General features: G+C 32.5%; 17 protein-coding genes. 7 read left to right on the forward strand and 10 right to left on the reverse strand.

The genetic code is table 11. The annotated features are described in order from the left end of the window. The first annotated feature begins 3 nt into the window (after nucleotides 1-3). The 3 genes from Q0975_RS13135 (at nucleotide 4) to Q0975_RS13145 (ending at nucleotide 1,788) form a co-directional block, all read left to right on the forward strand. On the forward strand, nucleotides 4-627 hold the full coding sequence (locus Q0975_RS13135) for a WbqC family protein (RefSeq protein WP_299437349.1): 624 nt from the start codon (nucleotides 4-6) through the stop codon (nucleotides 625-627). After that, nucleotides 627-935, forward strand: coding sequence for a DUF6122 family protein (locus Q0975_RS13140; protein ID WP_299437351.1), 309 nt, complete (start codon nucleotides 627-629; stop codon nucleotides 933-935). The genes Q0975_RS13135 and Q0975_RS13140 overlap by 1 nt, the downstream gene beginning before the upstream one ends. Before the next feature lie 73 nt (nucleotides 936-1,008). Next, nucleotides 1,009-1,788, forward strand: coding sequence for a M949_RS01915 family surface polysaccharide biosynthesis protein (locus Q0975_RS13145; protein WP_299437353.1), 780 nt, complete (start codon nucleotides 1,009-1,011; stop codon nucleotides 1,786-1,788). A 67-nt stretch (nucleotides 1,789-1,855) separates the two neighbouring features. On the opposite strand, the gene Q0975_RS13150 is transcribed toward Q0975_RS13145, so the two are convergent. The 7 genes from Q0975_RS13150 to Q0975_RS13180 all read right to left on the reverse strand — a co-directional run bounded on the left by Q0975_RS13150 (nucleotide 1,856) and on the right by Q0975_RS13180 (nucleotide 8,232). After that, nucleotides 1,856-2,872 (reverse strand): endonuclease/exonuclease/phosphatase family protein, encoded by a 1,017-nt coding sequence (locus Q0975_RS13150; protein ID WP_299437355.1) that lies wholly within the window; start codon nucleotides 2,870-2,872, stop codon nucleotides 1,856-1,858. Nucleotides 2,873-2,874: 2 nt separating this feature from the next. Then, complete coding sequence (locus Q0975_RS13155) at nucleotides 2,875-3,768, reverse strand: rhomboid family intramembrane serine protease (protein WP_299437357.1); 894 nt, start codon at nucleotides 3,766-3,768, stop codon at nucleotides 2,875-2,877. After that, complete coding sequence (locus Q0975_RS13160; RefSeq protein WP_299437359.1) at nucleotides 3,768-4,526, reverse strand: rhomboid family intramembrane serine protease; 759 nt, start codon at nucleotides 4,524-4,526, stop codon at nucleotides 3,768-3,770. Before Q0975_RS13160 ends, Q0975_RS13155 begins: the two co-directional genes overlap by 1 nt. A 6-nt stretch (nucleotides 4,527-4,532) precedes the next feature. Next, entirely contained in the window at nucleotides 4,533-6,410 is a 1,878-nt protein-coding gene (gene mutL, locus Q0975_RS13165; protein WP_299437361.1) for a DNA mismatch repair endonuclease MutL, read from the reverse strand. After that, a complete protein-coding gene (locus Q0975_RS13170) occupies nucleotides 6,411-6,704 on the reverse strand; it encodes a hypothetical protein (protein ID WP_299437363.1) in 294 nt (97 codons plus the stop codon). A gap of 164 nt (nucleotides 6,705-6,868) precedes the next feature. Beyond that, the gene (gene ribH, locus Q0975_RS13175; RefSeq protein ID WP_299437365.1) at nucleotides 6,869-7,366 is read right to left on the reverse strand and encodes a 6,7-dimethyl-8-ribityllumazine synthase; all 498 of its coding nucleotides are present in this window, start codon (nucleotides 7,364-7,366) and stop codon (nucleotides 6,869-6,871) included. A 92-nt stretch (nucleotides 7,367-7,458) separates the two neighbouring features. After that, nucleotides 7,459-8,232, reverse strand: a complete 774-nt coding sequence (locus Q0975_RS13180) for a tetratricopeptide repeat protein (RefSeq protein ID WP_299437367.1) — start codon at nucleotides 8,230-8,232, stop codon at nucleotides 7,459-7,461. Nucleotides 8,233-8,368: 136 nt separating this feature from the next. Between Q0975_RS13180 and Q0975_RS13185 the strand changes: the two genes are divergently transcribed. The 3 genes from Q0975_RS13185 to Q0975_RS13195 are packed head-to-tail and all read left to right on the forward strand — an operon-like array spanning nucleotide 8,369 to nucleotide 10,179. After that, nucleotides 8,369-9,454 (forward strand): DNA replication/repair protein RecF, encoded by a 1,086-nt coding sequence (locus Q0975_RS13185; protein WP_299437369.1) that lies wholly within the window; start codon nucleotides 8,369-8,371, stop codon nucleotides 9,452-9,454. A gap of 14 nt (nucleotides 9,455-9,468) precedes the next feature. Further along, nucleotides 9,469-9,882, forward strand: a complete 414-nt coding sequence (locus Q0975_RS13190) for a lipocalin family protein (protein WP_299437371.1) — start codon at nucleotides 9,469-9,471, stop codon at nucleotides 9,880-9,882. Further along, nucleotides 9,883-10,179 (forward strand): DUF721 domain-containing protein, encoded by a 297-nt coding sequence (locus Q0975_RS13195; protein WP_299437373.1) that lies wholly within the window; start codon nucleotides 9,883-9,885, stop codon nucleotides 10,177-10,179. Here the strand turns inward: Q0975_RS13195 and Q0975_RS13200 are convergent. Together Q0975_RS13200 and Q0975_RS13205 are read right to left on the reverse strand one after the other, a co-directional pair. Next, nucleotides 10,165-10,557 (reverse strand): hotdog domain-containing protein, encoded by a 393-nt coding sequence (locus Q0975_RS13200; RefSeq protein WP_299437375.1) that lies wholly within the window; start codon nucleotides 10,555-10,557, stop codon nucleotides 10,165-10,167. The genes Q0975_RS13195 and Q0975_RS13200 overlap by 15 nt on opposite strands. A 176-nt stretch (nucleotides 10,558-10,733) precedes the next feature. Then, nucleotides 10,734-12,197 carry a hypothetical protein gene (locus Q0975_RS13205; RefSeq protein ID WP_299437377.1) on the reverse strand — a complete coding sequence of 488 codons (1,464 nt, stop codon included), beginning with the start codon at nucleotides 12,195-12,197 and terminating at the stop codon, nucleotides 10,734-10,736. A 743-nt stretch (nucleotides 12,198-12,940) separates the two neighbouring features. Here Q0975_RS13205 and Q0975_RS13210 point away from each other — a divergent pair. Beyond that, nucleotides 12,941-14,368: a M57 family metalloprotease gene (locus tag Q0975_RS13210; protein ID WP_299437379.1), complete on the forward strand. Its 1,428-nt coding sequence runs from the start codon at nucleotides 12,941-12,943 to the stop codon at nucleotides 14,366-14,368. A gap of 153 nt (nucleotides 14,369-14,521) precedes the next feature. Here Q0975_RS13210 and Q0975_RS13215 read toward each other — a convergent pair whose 3' ends face one another. Beyond that, a complete protein-coding gene (locus Q0975_RS13215; RefSeq protein WP_299437381.1) occupies nucleotides 14,522-15,946 on the reverse strand; it encodes a hypothetical protein in 1,425 nt (474 codons plus the stop codon). Nucleotides 15,947-16,135 lie beyond the last annotated feature (189 nt).

Raw genomic sequence — 16,135 nt, forward strand, 5'->3', positions numbered from 1 at the left:
CTATTGAAAGCCACCCTACTCCATCCTATGTATTTTGGTTCTATTGCGCAATACGCCGCAATAGCTCAATCGGATGAGATTGTTTTTGAAAATCAAGATAATTATCAAAAACAAACGTATCGTAATAGAATGTACATCTATGGAGCAAATGGCAAACTCTTATTAACCATACCTATAAAACATGTAGGCAATGGAAATAAACAATTATATAAAGATGTACGTGTAGAGAATGAATTTCCATGGCAAATGCTTCATTGGAAATCTCTCCAATCTGCTTATCGAACTTCACCTTTTTTTGAATATTATGAAGATGACCTAGCTCATTTATTTGAAAAAAGAAAAGATTTTTTATTGGACTTCAACTATGAATGCATGGAAGTCGTTTGTGATTCCTTGCAATTAGAGCTTCCATATTCCAAAACAGAAACCTATCAAAAGGATCCTAAAGATCTTAATGATATGAGGATATTAGCAAACTCCAAAAAAGTAAAAACAGGCGATTTGGAAACTTACATTCAGGTTTTTTCAGATAAACATGGATATATTCCAAATCTATCTATATTGGATTTGTTATTTAACGAAGGAACGAACGCGCTTACGTACCTAGAAAATCAATTGATTTTCTGATGTTTCGACTAGTAACACACTATGGATTTCATTTTTTAATACCATTAGGTATCGCATTGCTTTTCTTTCCCAAACAATGGAAGAAGGTATATTTCATATTCATAGGAGCAATGCTAATCGATCTAGATCACTTATTAGCTGATCCTATTTTTGATCCCAACCGATGTAGTATTGGTTTTCATTTTTTGCATAGTATTTATGCTATAATTGGGTATATCATTTTGTTGTTTCCAAAAAAAACAAGAATTATTGGTGTTGCCTTACTTTGGCATATTATAACGGATCAATTAGATTGTTGGATGATGTAAATACATCTATTTAGAAAATATTCTTTATTTTTAGTAAAAACTAGTTGTAATCTTTTAAAAACCCAATGTATCCATGAATAGAATTCTACTTTTTATCGTGTTTTTGACTTTTCTTTCTTGCGGAAAACAATCCAAAGAATCAAAAGAAAACACTAAGGATCAAACAACCCTATCAGAAGTTGCAACGGCATTGCCTATTCAAAAACATGCTTCTATACCAATGGACACAACACTAGTAAGGAGGCTTTCTAACAAAGAAACCTCTTCTATTTTCACAAACAATAGACAAATCCAATTGGGTATTTCAAATACATTATACCAAGCATATACCTATAAAGATGATACTAATGAATATTATCTAGTATTAACCGATCATCAAAAGGGTATAAATGAAAACAAAGACACCTTATACGATAATGTATATGCACTAAATTTAACTAATAAAAACTATCGATTTAAAAAGAGGTCCTCTATCAAAGGTGAAATTGATAAAGAATGGGAAACCTCTATAGGTTTCTGGAATCAATACTCACAACTATCTGATCTTGATGGTGATGGTCATATAGACCCTATTATAGTTTATGGTACCACAACTGAAAACATGTATGTAGATGGTAGACTAAGAATAATAGCATATTACAAGAAAAAAAGAGTAACAATTAAGCATCAAAATAGTGAAATCTCTGATGGTAGACTTACAAAAATTAACAAAAACTTTTATACTTTCCCTTTAGAAATACAAGAAGCAGTCAAAGAAAAAATGAGGCTAATGATAAAAAATGGACATGCAGTTTTTGCTGATGACTGGGAAAAAAGCATGAAAAACAGGGCTACACGTTTAGAAAATTTGTAAAAACATCAACAATCATAATTACTTGTAACTGTTACTAAGTAATTATTAGTAATTGTATGATTCAAAATTAAAGTTTAATCCTTGAAGATATAGGGTAATGATCCGAAAGTTCTACATCAAAACTTTTAAAACCTACCACTTCTGTGTCTTCAGGAACTAATATAAAATCAATTCTAGCTGGAAATAATTCAAAATTAAATGTTTTCCCAAACCCTTTACCAGCTTCCTTAAAAGTATCCTGAAGATCTTGTGACTTTATCTTATCATATATATAAGAATATGCCGTATTGTTAAAATCTCCCATCACAATATTCCTGTATGGTGATGATTTCATATGAGCAATCAATTGTTCTGCTTGACTTTGTTGTTTTTTAAACGAAGTCTGAATCCGCTTGAACAACTTCTGAGAATCCGCTTTCGCTAAATCATCAGTCTTAGTACTGATTCCATGAGATTGCAAATGAGCATTATATACTCTTATCGTATCAGAAGGCATTGCAATATCAGCAAAAATGACATTATTAGCAGTCTTCTTAAAGCTTAACGAACCTTTATTTACAAAAGGGTATTTAGAAAAAATAACTAATGCCAATTCTTGACTACGGTGATGAAAATACTCATACTTATGTGGATATTGACTAAAATCTATATCTGGATTGTTATAAAACTCTTGCACGCAAAAAATATCCGGATTTTCATCTTTTACTAATTTAGAGATATCCTTTGGTATAACATCAGAATCAATCCATTTAAACCGATTAAAAGCATGTACATTAAAACTAAACAAGGAAAGCGTATCGTTAATTTCATTAGAAGATTTACCTCTTAACTTATACAAAGAAGATACATGAGAAATCCCAAGAATTAGTACAATTAACGATAACAACATCTTTCGTTTTAGGAGTATTACCCAATACAAAAGAAACAATGCATTAATAACGATCAAAATAGGTACCGTTAAACTCAATACCGATAATAGCGGAAATGTTTGTGGGGAAATATATGGTAATAGATAGGACATCAATAAGGCAAAAGCTACCAACGAGTTGATAAAAAATACGATCTTATTAACCAGTTTTCTCATGACTAATCCTTACCCGCTTTAAACAAAAAGTCTTTTTCCTGTTTGGTTAAGCTATCATATCCACTTTTACTAATTTTATCAAGTATTGCGTCTATTTCAGCTTGATTGGGGTTTTTAACGGTAGCTGATGATGTTTTTTTAGCAGCGTTTTTTGATTTCTTAGCTTTATGCACCGTTTTTAAGGGGCTCTTCTTTCTTGGCTTAAAAAGACTTACGATGGCATCCATGAATTTCTCAAACCAACTCCCTATATCATTTCCTTTCTTGAGTTGACTAGCATATAAATAACCAAATAATGCACCTCCTAAATGCGCTATATGTCCTCCTGCATTACCAGCAGGTATTTGGATAATATCTAGTATCACGAAAAAAGCTGCTATCCACCAAAACTTAACACTTCCTATAAACATTAATCGAATAGACATATGAGGTATATAAGTAGCTGTAGCTATTAATATCGCCATTACAGAAGCGGAAGCTCCTAACAAAACAGAATCCCCAACTTCAGAAAATGCCGGAAACAAATTATAAGACAGCATATAAAGTAATGCCCCAAAAATCGCACCTAAAAAATAAACCGTTAATACTCGCTTTCCTGTGAGATAAGAGACAAAATATCTTCCAGAAAAGTACAAAATAATCATATTAGATGCTATATGCCAAAATCCACTATGCAAAAAAGCATAGGTGATTATTGACCAAGGTTTTGTCAAAAAATCATTAAACTCCTTTGGAAAAACAAACCAGTCCATCAAAAAGCCACTGGAAGCATTAAACAAAAAAGCAAAAGTGTTTAAAAGATAAAACGATACAAACACAACGACATTGATCACTATCAATTTCTCAATGATCGTAAACTTCTTAAACTTCAATTTTAAATCGTCTATCTGTGACATTAATTCCAACGATTTTTATTAAACGAATTCTTTTTCCAGTACCACATTGTAATAAATCCTATTATTGCTCCACCTATATGTGCCCAATGCGCTACATTAGTAGCCCCATAAATACTTTGACCAGTAATTCCTCCAAACAAATCCAACGCGAAATATCCAGCTACTAAATATTTTGCCTTAATCGGAATTGGAATAAACATAATGTACAAAGGTAAATTAGGATACAACACAGCGAAAGCTGCTATAACTCCAGAAATTGCACCAGAAGCACCAACCATAGGCGTTAAATACGAACCTAACATTTGTTGTGTTACTTCTTGAGGAATATCAGGATACACTACATATTTCCCTGTTACTAAAGCATTATTCAAAAAATCCTCAATTTGTATTGCCGAAAACCCTGCTTCTTGATACGCCTGATATCCTGGTAAAAACTGAAAATATGTAAAAAGTATTTGTAATCCTGCTGCTCCAAGTCCAGATGAGAAATACAAAAACAAAAACTTTTTCTGTCCTATAGAATATTCCAAATGGCTTCCAAACATATACAACATAAACATATTAAAAAATATGTGAGTAAATGTAGTTTGACTATGCATAAACATGTGCGTAATGATTTGCCATACCTCGAAATTCTCGTTCTTCGGAAACCATAATGCAAATAATCGAAAAGCCGTATCCCCTAAACTCAATGCTCCTACGAAAAAGATCACATTGATTATTAATAAAGTCTTTACTGTATCTGTAATTCTACCCATCTACTCTTAAAATTTTTTATCTATATCATCTACTGTTAACGTGATGAATGTTGGCTTATTATCTGGTGTCACTGTTGGTTCTGTACACGCAAAAAGGCTATTTACGATATGTTGCTGTTGTTCTTTGGCTAAATCTACTCCTGTTCTTACTGCAATACTACCAGAAATAGATCTTGCCAATAAGTCTGTTAATGAAAAACCACTATCTGGTACTTCTTGTTCAATATCGCTTACCAACTTCTCCAAAAGCACAGAAACTTCACTTTCTGTAGTTACTGTAGGAATTCCTGAAATAGAAACTTCTTCTCCGGCAATTTCTCCAAAAACAAAACCCGTATTTTCTAAATGCTCTCGCACAGATTTTAATAACTCTATTTCTTGTTTAGAAAAGGATAACTTTAGTGGAAACAACAACTGCTGACTCACAGCACTAGCCATTGTAATATTGCGTAAGACCTCCTCATATAACACCCTCTGATGCGCTCTGTGCTGATTAATAATCACCATACCACTCTTAATAGTAGTTACAATATATTTTCGTCTTAACTGATATGTTGTATTATGTTCTAACTCCGCCTGTTGATCTCCATTAAACAAAGAACCCGTTACCTCAGCACTCTCAAACTGTATAGAAGAAAAATCACTTTCGGTAGGTTTAGAAGGTATTTCTGTGGTATCCAAACCAGCATATAGGTTTTCCCAACTACCCGCTGATTCTTTCTTAAAACTCGTATAACTTTTAGTTGAAGAAAATGATGAATCTTCTTTCTTTTCTTCTTTAAATGGATTAAAACTTCGATCCACCTCTATGGTAGGAGTTTTGACTATTTTACTTTTATATTCATATGGAGTATCCATAGATGAATCCCTATTAAAATCCAGCACTGGTGCCACATTAAACTGCCCTAAACTATGTTTTATAGTAGAACGTAGCATTGCGTATAATGCATGTTCATCATCAAATTTAATTTCAGTTTTTGTGGGATGAATATTGATATCAATTGATGTAGGGTCTACTGTAAGGTAAATAAAATAACTAGGATGTGTTTTTTCTTTCAGCAGTCCTTCGAATGCAGAGTTCACTCCGTGATTGAGATAAGCACTCTTAATAAATCTATTATTGACAAAGAAAAATTGTTCTCCTCGAGTTCGCTTAGCATATTCAGGTTTACACACAAATCCAGTAATACTAACTAAGTCAGTTTCTTCATCGACAGGTACTAGTTTTTCGTTGGTTTTTCCTCCAAAAATATGTACAATTCGTTGACGACAGTTAGAAATTGGCAAACTAAACACCTCACTATTATTGTGATACATATCGAATTTAATATCAGAGTGCACCATTGCAACCCTATGAAACTCATCGATAATATGACGTAATTCTACCGTATTTGATTTTAGAAAATTACGACGTGCAGGAATATTATAAAACAGATTCTTAACGCTGATAGAAGTTCCTTTTGGAACTACACATACTTCTTGTGAAGTCACCTCGCTACCTTCTATTTTGATTTCTGTTCCTACTTCATCATCCTCTTGTTTGGTTTTTAGTTCTACATGCGCAATGGCAGCAATGGAGGCGAGTGCTTCTCCTCTAAACCCTTTGGTATCTAGTTGAAATAAGTCTTCTGCTGTTTTTATTTTTGAAGTGGCGTGTCGTTCAAAACTAAGTCGAGCATCTGTAACGCTCATGCCCATTCCGTCATCAATTACTTGAATCAGTGTTTTTCCTGCTTCTTTAATAATTAATTTAATATGAGTCGCCTTAGCGTCAATTGCATTTTCTAATAGTTCTTTAACTACAGAAGCTGGTCTTTGCACTACCTCTCCGGCAGCTATTTGATTAGCTACATGATCCGGTAATAGTTGTATGATATCTGACATTTATTGTCGGGCAGTAAATATGGATAAATCAAAATCAATTAAATATAAAAAGACGAAGATTAGCACAGCTGCAATATAAATGACTCTTTTGTTTATTTCTCTATTTCCTCGATTACGGCTCGATTTCCGATCTTCGCTCCATTGAGACCCAAAGTCAATTGCATTTCTGGTATCACGATATTTAGCAATTCTATTTTCAAAATCATAGATATTTCCTTCACTCTTACCTTTATAATACCGTGGAGTATAGTTATATCTTCGATTTGTTTTTCTCTTAGGGATACTTAATTTCACGTGCTGCTCCTTTCTTTTTATATTATCCAAATATACTTAAAAATGCAAAGTAATCTAAAGCTTTTAGCATTACAATAACATTGAAATATTAACAGCAAGGATAATGCCGTTTTTTAAAATCTGGAAAAGAGAGGGATTATATTAACTAAAGAGAATATGACTTCCTAAAACTTAGCATTTTTACGCAATTGTGCCATTTTTATGGCTGCGATAGCCGCTTCTGTACCTTTATTACCGTGTTTACCACCTGCACGATCTATTGATTGTTGCATATTATTATCTGTAAGTACACAAAAGATAACAGGAATATCGTTTTGGATATTTAAATCTTTAATTCCTTGAGTAACTCCTTCACACACAAAATCAAAATGTTTTGTTTCTCCTTGAATAACACTACCTATAGCTATAACAGCATCCAGCATATCATAAGATTCCTGCATTTTCTTACAGCCATAGATCAGCTCAAAACTTCCAGGAACGTTCCATCTAACAATGTTTTCTTTTATTGCTCCACAATCTATTAAAGCATCAAAAGCACCTTGAAAAAGACCTTCTGTTATAGTTTCATTCCACTCTGAAACAACAATCCCAAACCGAAAATTTTTCGAGTTTGGGATCGTAGCTTTATCGTATTGAGATAAATTTTTATTTTCTGTAGCCATGTTTGGTTGACTGTTTATTGTTGATAGTCGATAGTCGATAGTTTTTATGACTTTGTTTTAAAAACTAAGAACTAAAAACCAACAACTGTAAACTACTTAAGCATTCCTTGAGCTCTTCCTAAGTGTACATCAGCTTGATTAGCTTCTACACTTTTAGAAAACTCTTCTTTTATTCTTTCTAAATACGTAATTGCTACTTCTGGTTTACCTAAAGAAATTGCAGTAATTGCAGATTTAAGTAAAAATCTAGGAGTAGTAAAATCATTTGTCTTAGCTTTTACCGCTTTCTGATAATATGAAAACGCCTCATCCATTTGATCCAACTGAGCAAAAGCATCTCCTATTCCTCCTAATGCTAAAGGACCTAGCATTTCATCATCACTCTTAAACTTATCCAGGTAATCGATAGCTTCTTGATACTTTTTCATATTAAGGTATGAAAAACCTGCATAGTAATTAGAAAGATTAGCTGCCTTAGTACCACTGTAGTTTTCTATAATCTCTAAGAATCCGTATTTACCATCTCCTCCATTAAGAGCTAGTGTATATAAAGAATCACTAAGAGTAGTATTTCCATTTACTGCATTATCAAAATATTCTTGCGCTTTAAACATCTCATTAGATGCTTCTAACTCTTTTGGCTCCTGAATATATTTCTGATATCCAAGATATCCTAAAACTACAACAGCGATAGCACCAACAATGATAAATATATATTTTTGATTAGCAGCAACCCATTCTTCAGTTCGGGAAGCACCTTCATCTAAAGTATTAAATACCTCAGCAGTTGTAGAATTGTCTTCTAATTGCTCTACCTCTTCTGCTTTATTTTTTGGTTTGTATCCTCGTTTCTTATAAGTTGCCATAAATTATATTTAATGAACGGCAAAAATAAAATTTTTATTCATAATTAAAAGCGAAAATATTTGTTATTTTTCAATAATTTGCACTTCTTATTTGAGAATTTCTAAAAAGTCGCGACTTGCTGACGATCAGTAATTTATGATTCTAAAATCACTTTCTTTAATCAATTATAAAAATTTTGAATCGGTTAATTTCGAATTTGACGATAAGATTAATTGTCTTGTTGGCCACAATGGAGTGGGAAAAACTAATATTCTGGATGCTATTTATCATTTGTCTTTCGGAAAAAGTTATTTTAATCCAATTACTAGTCAAAATATAAAGCATGATACCGATTTCTTTGTTATTGAAGGGTTATATGAAAAACTAGATCGAGAAGAAAAAGTAATCGTAAGTGCAAAAAGAAGTCAGAAAAAAGTAATAAAGCGAAATAGCAAAGCCTACGATACTTTTAGCGAACACATAGGCTTTCTTCCTCTTGTTATTATTTCTCCAGCTGATAGAGATCTCATTACAGATGGAAGCGATACTCGTCGTAAATTCATAGATGGTGTGATTTCTCAGAGTGACACCGCTTATCTTTCTTCTTTATTAAAGTATAGCAAGGTGGTTTCTCAGCGTAATTCACTTTTAAAATATTTTGCTGCAAACAATACATTTGACCCCACTACTTTAGAAATCTACAATCAGCAACTAAATGAACTGGGAAGTATTATTTATAAAAAAAGAACTACTTTTCTTGAGACATTTATTCCTATTTTCATAAGTCGTTATGAAGCGATTAGTTCTGGCAAAGAATCTGTAGCATTGCGTTATCAAAGTAAATTATCACAAACTGATTTGCTAACACTTTTAGAACAAAACATAGCTAAGGACAGAATGCTGCAATATACCAGTGTAGGAGTACACAAAGATGATTTGTCTTTTGAGATCGAAGGTCATCCTATAAAGAAGTTTGGAAGTCAAGGACAACAAAAATCATTTTTAATAGCGTTAAAACTCGCTCAGTTTGACTTTATAAAAAAACAAAGCCAGGTGAATCCATTGTTATTATTAGATGATATTTTTGATAAACTGGATGAACAACGCGTAGAACATATCATACAACTTGTAGATGATCAAAATTTTGGACAACTTTTTATCAGTGACACTCATGCAGATCGTACAGAAAATGTGGTAAAAAAAATATCTCAGTCCTATAAGATTATTAAGCTTGGATTGTAACAAAAAGAAAACCTATGTTAAAAAACTGTATTTATATATTCGCACTTCTATTAGTTTCTTGTTCGAAACCGGATCCAAAAGAATATATCAAACATCTCTCTGGATATTGGGAAATCGAAAAGGTAATTACATCTGATGGTGTTGAAAAACAATACAATTTCAATCAAAGCATTGATTTTTTTGAAGTAACTAATATGGAAGGTATTCGTAAAAAAGTACAGCCACAATTAAACGGCAATTTTATAGCAACAAGAGATAGTGAAACCTTTACATTAGTTATCGAAAATGACAGTTTAAGAATACATTATAAAACCCCATTATCAACTTGGAAAGAAACATTGATTTCTGCCAAAGAAAATCAGATAATCCTGCTAAATGACGCAGGAAACCTTTACTTTTACAAACCATACACAAAGATTGAATTATAAATGGCAAGGCGACAAAATGATCTCCAAAGCATAAACAACGTTCTCAAAGATTTTGTGAGCGAAAACAAACTTCAGAAAGGCCTGGACAAGGTCGAGGTGCGTGATATTTGGGAACAAATTATGGGTCCTGCCATTAATAAATATACCAGAAATATTAAACTGGACCGCGAAACATTATTCATAGAACTTACCTCTTCTGTACTTAGAGAAGAACTAAGCTATGGGAAAGAAAAAATCATCAGTAATCTGAATGAAGCTTTAGGCAGAGAGCTAATCAAGAAACTAGTTTTGCGCTAGTCTATCCTTTACGAATTCAATTTTGGTCTTACCGTGTGGTGAAGGTTTTCCGTTCTCATCAAGATTGACCATAGTAATCTTTTCTACTTTAATAATTGTTTTTCGAGTTAGCTTATTTCTAACTTCACAAGTTAAAATTAAAGATGATCTTCCAAACTTTACTACATCCATTCCTATTTCTACAATATCACCCTGAACAGCAGAACTGACAAAATTTATTTCTGACATAAATTTTGTTACTACCCTTTTACTTTCTAACTGAATAACTGCATAGAGCGCAGCTTCTTCATCTATCCATTCTAATAATCTTCCTCCAAATAATGTTTCATTCGGGTTTAGATCACCCGGTTTCACAATCTTTCTAGTGTGGTATCTCATATTCCTTTACTTTCGTACAAAGTTACTAAAACACCTGATTTTTTCTATAGATTTATAGCTCTTAGGAAAGAATTATCTTATTCGAAATTTCACTAAAGAATTACTGCTAAATTAGAAAATTTGAATACAGAATGTTACAACTTACATATTTTAATACCAAAGAAGGTTTATCTATTTTATTGAACAACTAATTCTTCACAAAACTCTGTTCCATCAGGACAGGTATCGGTTTCAGTTTTGATACAGATTTGATACGTTCCCGGACTAAACTGAAAAAAGAACATATTATCTGCACCTTGACCACCATCTTGTTCTACGACATCTCCATTAATTGTCCATTCATAGGTGATTACATCAATATTCTCGAAATTGGCTGTGAAATTATAACCAGATGTATTCCCTTCTTGTTCTATTGTGAAAAATAAACTAGGACAGATTGCCTCTACTACAATTTCTTTACAAAATTCCGCTCCATTAGGACAAGAAGGTGTCTCGGTTCTGATACACACTTCATGCACTCCTGGCAACAAATCAGACAAAAGTGTATTATCTCCTTCAATGCCTCCATCAGTCTCCACAAACTGATTGTCAATAAACCATTCATAGTTTAGCTCATCAATTCCTGTGAAACTAGATGAGAAAGTATATGCTAATGTTCCTGATTGCTGTTGAGATTCAAAAAACAATTCCGGACAAAAAGCAGCAACTTCTATTCTTTTACAAAATTCAACGCCTTCTGGGCACATCGCTGTTTCGGTTTTAATACAAACCTCATAAACTCCAGGAGCATTAAAATCCCGTATTAACAAATTATCACCCTGATTGTTTGGCCCATCATTTTCAATAAACTCACCATTGATAAACCAACTATAAGAACCTATAGCGTCAAGGTCTGGGAAATCCGCCTCGAATCGATACCCTAAATTAAAAATATCAGTTTGTTCGAAATTAAAATCTAACTGAGGGCAACGACTCTCACAAGATTCTATCAACCTAAAAAAACCAAAATAAGTATCTATTATAGTTGTACTATCAAAATTAGGAGCGACTAATACATTTACTGGGAATTTAAAATCTGGTTGATACGTTATTTCTTGATTTTGATAAAAAACCAAAAATTCTTGATCTGAAGCTATGCTAGTTTCATTCCCATCAGCATTTAACAAAATAACAGGATAATCAAATTTAAAACAACTATTAAAAAAACGATCAAATTCATCTCGAACAGTATCAAACTCACATTCTCTTAAAATATTTAGTAGCGCTGTTTCATTGGCAATAGAAACCTCCGTATCCGTATTCTTAAAAACAATTTTAATAGGAAATTGTAATCCAGTAATATTAAAATTTATTCCTTGACTAGAGACTACATCTACTAACCCATCATAACTGTCAATCCTAATAGTTGAATCAGTATTATACCCAAGCGTTATTGGATAGACAAACCTAAAACACTGTTCACTTTCTGAAGGAAAAATCTCACCTGAATTAAAACTATTAAGAACAGTTACTAATGAGGTACTTGATATTACCCTATCCGTATTTTCTTCTGGAAAGAATGAATCATCATTCACACAACTACTGAATAATAGTACGATTAGCAATGTGGATAATTTTATGTATGTATTAAAATTCTTCAAAATAAGTTGTCTTTATATAAGTAAAACGTTTATACGTTGATACACCCTACCATACAAACATAATTTTAAATGATATGCGATTTAAAAATTTTAGCCAAAAAAAAACTTTTAAGTTACTACTTAATTATTTTCAATGTATGAAAATTAAATCAAAACCAAAAAATGCTTCAATTTATATCCAAAATGTCTCCAATAAACATACTTCATTTGATAGACTTTATAAAGTAAAATTTAAATACGAAACTTTAATACTTTTCAGAATTCCTTAAAACCAAAAGGTTACTTAATTAAAAAGAATTAACACATCTTTTTTTTAACTAACAATAATTGGTTTTTTCCCCTCAAAACAATAAATTACACTTACTAAAAATCAATCAAAAAACAAACTAACACCTTGTTTATAAAAAGACTACCATAACACAAAGGGAAAATTCATTTTCACAAGAACTTTCTTTTAATTACACACATACCGGCTATAACTTTTAGGGTAAACGGACAAACTTAAAATAATTGACTACATACTTTTAAAACAACTGCATTTCTATTGATTATTAAATACAATAAGAATATCAACACATCAACGTAATAATTACAACTCTAAAGTAGATTTACTTTAGAAAACTACATTAGATATACAAAACATACAGAAGAAACTTCTCATCATTTTAGGTGAGTAGTGACAAGGAGAAAAAAATGACCTGAACACTCCTAAACAAGGTAAGGCAACTCTAAAACTCACACCGATGAAAAAATTAATTACAGGCCTTTTGACCACTTTATTATTCTCTATTCTCATAGGGTGTTCTGAAGACGACTTAACACTTAACGAAGAATCAACTTCTAACGCACAAAGTCTCAAAGAATATGAAATTACCGAGAATGATTTAATTAAGATTAGAAAATTAAATTTCAATACTTTAGGATTAAGGTTAGTCGATCGAAAAAACACTGACGGTACATTTGAAAAATATTATATCATCGAGGAAGATATAATGATACCTTTTGATCAGGTGAATGAAATGATATCATCTAATAATTCAGCAAAGCAATATCATTCTAATAATATAGTAACTAATAACAGAAACATAACTATAAGAGGTGTGAATCAAGGAGCAAATGACCTTACAATTTCTCAACAAAATGCACTCACACAGGCAATACAAAATTATAATGATTTAGATATTGGTCTCAACTTTATTTTAACTTTTGGCCCAAGAGATAATACAATGGATATTAATGCAATCGAGATCATAGATTCTCGTGCTGGTGCTAGCGCAGATTTTCCTTTTAATGGGAATCCTGGACCAGAAGTAAGAATATTCTCAGGAACAAGAAACTTGAATGCTCAAATATTAAGACATATCTGGATACACGAGTTTGGTCACACCTTAGGCTTGCGGCATACAGATTGGTTTAGTAGAGAAAGTTGTGGTTTAGACAGCTCCGAACCCATTAATCCTCCTGGTTTTCCTAATGCAAACGGAGCTAATCATATTCCTGGAACACCTACAGGATTTGATCCAAATTCTGTAATGATAGCTTGTTATAATAATTCTGTCCCTGGAGAATTTGGGGGTTTTGATATTGTAGCATTAAACTTTTTGTACCCTCTATCTTTATCATTAACGGGATCATCACTTATTTGTAATAATTCTACTGAAATTTACAATCTAAATAATACAAATTTTCCTATTACCTGGACAACATCTTCAAATCTTCAGATTTTATCTTCTTCTGATAATAGTATTACGGTAAAGCCTGTAAATAGTTCGTTTAATGGATCAGGGTTTATCCAAGGTACTTCTCCAACTCAAAACATTCGTAAAGATGTGTGGGTAGGAAAAGCTGTTGTAGACTATATTGAATTTGGCAATGGTATTGGAGAAACTGATTATTTTTGTTCTAGTCATTATGGTAATACTTATGATATCTTTCCTAGGTTACCAGGTACAACACATCAAATAAGAGTTCGAAGATGGCCTAGTTTATCTATCGTATATAGTCCATCAACTAATTATTCCGGAAATTCCGGTACACTAAACTACACACCTTCTCCTGGTTGGTATGTTTTCGAAATAAGAAGAACTAACCCTTGTGGCACTTCAGAATGGTTCGAAACCGAGGTTGAGTTTGTAGATTGTTCTAATAACGAAGGTGGAGGAGAATTTTAATTTCTATATAAATTCCTTCATTAGAAACTTGATTCTTTTATGATCTAAGTTTTGGCTTTAATAACCTTGTAAAGTTTAATAAACAAAATTCCCTGGAAGAATGGCAATGCTCCCAGGGAATCAACCTAATTAATCTAACCTAACTAAACTTGTTTATTCAATCACTAATGTTTTACAAAATGTTGTTCCATTCGGACAATTTGGCGTTTCTGCTATGATACAGATTTCATATGTCCCTGCTCCAAACTGATAGTACAAATAATCATCTCTATCATTACTGCCTAGTGTCTCAGAATTCACTACATCTCCATTGATGGTCCATTCGTAAGAAACATCATTCATACCTTCGAATTCTGCCCAGAAATTATATCCAGGTGTATTTCCTTCTTGTTCAATATTGAAAAATAAATTTGGGCAATCTGTTCCTGATTCTTCTATTTCAATTACTTTACAGAATGTTACTCCTTGTGGACAGTCTGGTGTTTCTACAGAAAGACACACTTCATAACTTCCTGGATTAAATTGATAGTAAAAAGGATCATTGTGCCCAGAACTAGTTCCTACATAATCTCCATTTACAGACCACTCTAATGTTACATTATCTATTCCTTCGAAAGCGTTTGGATAAAAATAATACGCAGGGTTATCTCCATCTTGCTCTGCTTCAAAAAACAAATCAGGACAAGTAGTATCACCTTCGATTTCAATAATCTTACAATATGATGTTCCTTCTGGACATTCTGGAGTTTCAGTTTTTAAACATACTTCATATCTTCCAGGAGCGAATTGATAATAGAATCTGTTATTGTCACCATTATTAGAATCTTCTACTAACTCTCCATTAATATACCATCCTAACCACTCAACATCATTAGCTCCTTCAAATTCCACTTGGAAGTAATATGCTGGATTATCACCGTCTTGTTCTGCAATAAAAAATAAATCAGGACATGTTTCATTAACTTCTTCTACCTCTATTACTTTACAATACGAAGTTCCATTAGGACAATCAGGAGTTTCTGTTTTGATACACACTTCATATCTTCCTGGTGTTTCAAACTCCCAGAACAAGTAGTTGTCATCATTCTGATTATCATTTTCTACTACCTCTCCGTTAATAAACCACTCATAACGTGTTTCTTCAATTTCTGGAAAATCTGCTATAAACTTATATTTATTTGGTCTTTCGAGCTGTCTTGCTTCAAAGAAAAGGTCTGGACAAGGATCAGTTTCATCTCGATCCACCTCAATCTCTTTACACACCTCTATAGGACAAGTATCGCTTGCTACTTTTACACAAATAGTATGCGTTCCTTCTTCAAATTGATAATCGAATATCTGACTCGCTATATCATTCAGGTTTCCTGTGTCTACTTCTTCTCCATCAATAGACCAAGTAAATCTCACATCTTCTACACCATCTAATTGAGCTACAAAACGATATACTGCGCTACCTGGCACATTCTCAATATTAATAGTTATATCCGGACACGTTTCGAATTCTTCGTTTTCTTCACAAGAAGTAAATCCTACTAGTAATGTAAAAATCATTACACACCAAATACTAAGTTTTTTCATCTTTATAATTTTTTAGGGGTTGTCAATAGTTAATTTTCAAGAAGCTTTATAACCGCTCCACAATAATGAAACGCAGCTAAAAAAGAATACCCTACCCCCATTCCTACAAAAAAAACATTAAACACCTCTCTTTTTTCTTAAAACCCTAATAAAAATGAGGTCATACATATGCATGACCTCATTAGTGAA

Origin of the sequence: uncultured Aquimarina sp., assembly GCF_947500065.1 — a bacterium.
Taxonomy (GTDB): Bacteria; Bacteroidota; Bacteroidia; order Flavobacteriales; family Flavobacteriaceae; genus Aquimarina.

Excerpts from the sequence above, each read along its gene's own strand:
- Q0975_RS13140 (WP_299437351.1), top strand. The coding sequence starts at position 627 with ATGTTTCGACTAGTAACACACTATGGATTTCATTTTTTAATACCATTA.
- Q0975_RS13145 (WP_299437353.1), top strand. The coding sequence starts at position 1,009 with ATGAATAGAATTCTACTTTTTATCGTGTTTTTGACTTTTCTTTCTTGC.
- Q0975_RS13150 (WP_299437355.1), bottom strand. The coding sequence starts at position 2,872 with ATGAGAAAACTGGTTAATAAGATCGTATTTTTTATCAACTCGTTGGTA.
- Q0975_RS13155 (WP_299437357.1), bottom strand. The coding sequence starts at position 3,768 with ATGTCACAGATAGACGATTTAAAATTGAAGTTTAAGAAGTTTACGATC.
- Q0975_RS13160 (WP_299437359.1), bottom strand. The coding sequence starts at position 4,526 with ATGGGTAGAATTACAGATACAGTAAAGACTTTATTAATAATCAATGTG.
- mutL (WP_299437361.1), bottom strand. The coding sequence starts at position 6,410 with ATGTCAGATATCATACAACTATTACCGGATCATGTAGCTAATCAAATA.
- ribH (WP_299437365.1), bottom strand. The coding sequence starts at position 7,366 with ATGGCTACAGAAAATAAAAATTTATCTCAATACGATAAAGCTACGATC.
- Q0975_RS13180 (WP_299437367.1), bottom strand. The coding sequence starts at position 8,232 with ATGGCAACTTATAAGAAACGAGGATACAAACCAAAAAATAAAGCAGAA.
- Q0975_RS13185 (WP_299437369.1), top strand. The coding sequence starts at position 8,369 with ATGATTCTAAAATCACTTTCTTTAATCAATTATAAAAATTTTGAATCG.
- Q0975_RS13190 (WP_299437371.1), top strand. The coding sequence starts at position 9,469 with ATGTTAAAAAACTGTATTTATATATTCGCACTTCTATTAGTTTCTTGT.
- Q0975_RS13195 (WP_299437373.1), top strand. The coding sequence starts at position 9,883 with ATGGCAAGGCGACAAAATGATCTCCAAAGCATAAACAACGTTCTCAAA.
- Q0975_RS13200 (WP_299437375.1), bottom strand. The coding sequence starts at position 10,557 with ATGAGATACCACACTAGAAAGATTGTGAAACCGGGTGATCTAAACCCG.
- Q0975_RS13210 (WP_299437379.1), top strand. The coding sequence starts at position 12,941 with ATGAAAAAATTAATTACAGGCCTTTTGACCACTTTATTATTCTCTATT.
- Q0975_RS13215 (WP_299437381.1), bottom strand. The coding sequence starts at position 15,946 with ATGAAAAAACTTAGTATTTGGTGTGTAATGATTTTTACATTACTAGTA.